2 protein-coding genes are annotated in these 1,450 nt (G+C 49.0%); both read right to left on the bottom strand.

Translation table 11 applies throughout. The annotated features are described in order from the left end of the window. Window positions 1–1,104: polysaccharide pyruvyl transferase family protein (locus H9626_RS15695; protein WP_191710816.1), on the bottom strand; the 1,104-nt coding region annotated here is incomplete at its 3' end. Window positions 1,105–1,108: 4 nt separating this feature from the next. After that, window positions 1,109–1,450 (bottom strand): Wzt carbohydrate-binding domain-containing protein (locus H9626_RS15690; RefSeq protein WP_225231014.1); only part of this gene is annotated, 342 nt, incomplete at its 5' end.

The following is a 1,450-nucleotide window of genomic DNA, read 5'->3' as shown; positions in this document are numbered from 1 at the left end:
GTATACACCTGTCAATGTCTGTTCCAGCTGACTATTTCGGGCTCGCAAATCATCAATCACTTTATTCGCGGAAGTAATGTTCGCTTCTAGTCTTCCGACCACATGCCGCAGGTCCTCGTTCTGCTCCTCGAGCCAAGCTTTGTCACCCCAAAGCAACGCTGCACGGTTCAACGACGAAAACCCTCGCACGAACGTACGCACATAGGATTCATTGTGAGCGAGTTTCGAGAAATCGATAGTACGGAACGTACGGTTATTATTATATCCAGTGAATGAGGAAGCCCGCTCGATCAGTGGTACGCGCAAATCCAGATAGGCATCGGGATTCAGCGGCGGAGTATCGACGTCGTACTTACTGTAATCCTCCAAATATTCCTCGTCTGTGAGGCTGTTGACCAATGAGTCGAGTCCTGCATAACGACGAGAATCATATTTGAGGTGATCCTTGACTAACAACACTGGGGTTTCCAAAGCCAGCGACGGCAACATGGCATGCAGCCTCGTGGTCACCACGGCGTGTGCCGACTGGTACAGATACAGGAAATACTCCGCTACCGCGAAGCGATCCTCATTTGACATGTCAGCGTCATAGTAAGGTGAAGATTGAATAACGGGGCGATCAGTATGAGCCTCAATCATACTAACGACCGGTTGTGGAACGTCCACAGCCAAGATGAATTCACCGCGTGGGATGTCGGGATCTCGTTGCAACGTAAGTGTCATACAACCAGAGAAATAAGCGTTCACACCGTGCTGTTGCAGGAATTCCAAGCTGGAGAGATCGCGTGCGCCTACCGGACCGTATGCGTTTAAGTAGTGTATACTTTCCTCGCTAAAGAACGCCCGCTCCACATTTGGATCAGCCTGATCGATGTACATGGAGACCAACAGAGGGTCAATGCCATCGGATACAGGCGGCCAAGCATATGGCGGATGCATATACCAGCCATTCATGATAATTTTCGTGGGTTCGGTTGGCAGCCAAGCGCCCACGTTGTCTCGGTCCACGTATTCATCTACTGCGGGGAGAAATCGACGAGCAGCAATACTTTGAATCTCGTCACCAATATTTTCCGTATGATAACTGAACAGTCCATACCGCATGCCATCACACTCCTACGGTAAAGCTGAAAGGCGGTTTCCAGTTCTGGCTTACATCTACGGGAGCATGCACTTCGAACAATAGCGCGTTGTTCATCATCACGTAGTTCTCGCTACAATCGCTTCGTTTGATGGCCAACTGCACGGAGAAGATGCCATTGGGGAAGATATTATCCACTTCCAGATGCACAGTGGAACGATGTCCTTGAGTGAAGTCAATTGGCACGTTCACGTTTTTATCGTCGGAAGCCACACGGAATACGATTTCTCCTACTTCGCTATTAATGACGAAAGTGAATACTGCGTCTTCTAAATCGCGTTTCGGATCAATTTGCACATCAAATATAAG

The sequence above is a fragment of the Phocaeicola faecium genome (genome assembly GCF_014837055.1).
GTDB lineage: Bacteria > Bacteroidota > Bacteroidia > Bacteroidales > Bacteroidaceae > Phocaeicola > Phocaeicola gallinarum.
This window is presented reverse-complemented; position numbering and strand designations above follow the sequence as displayed.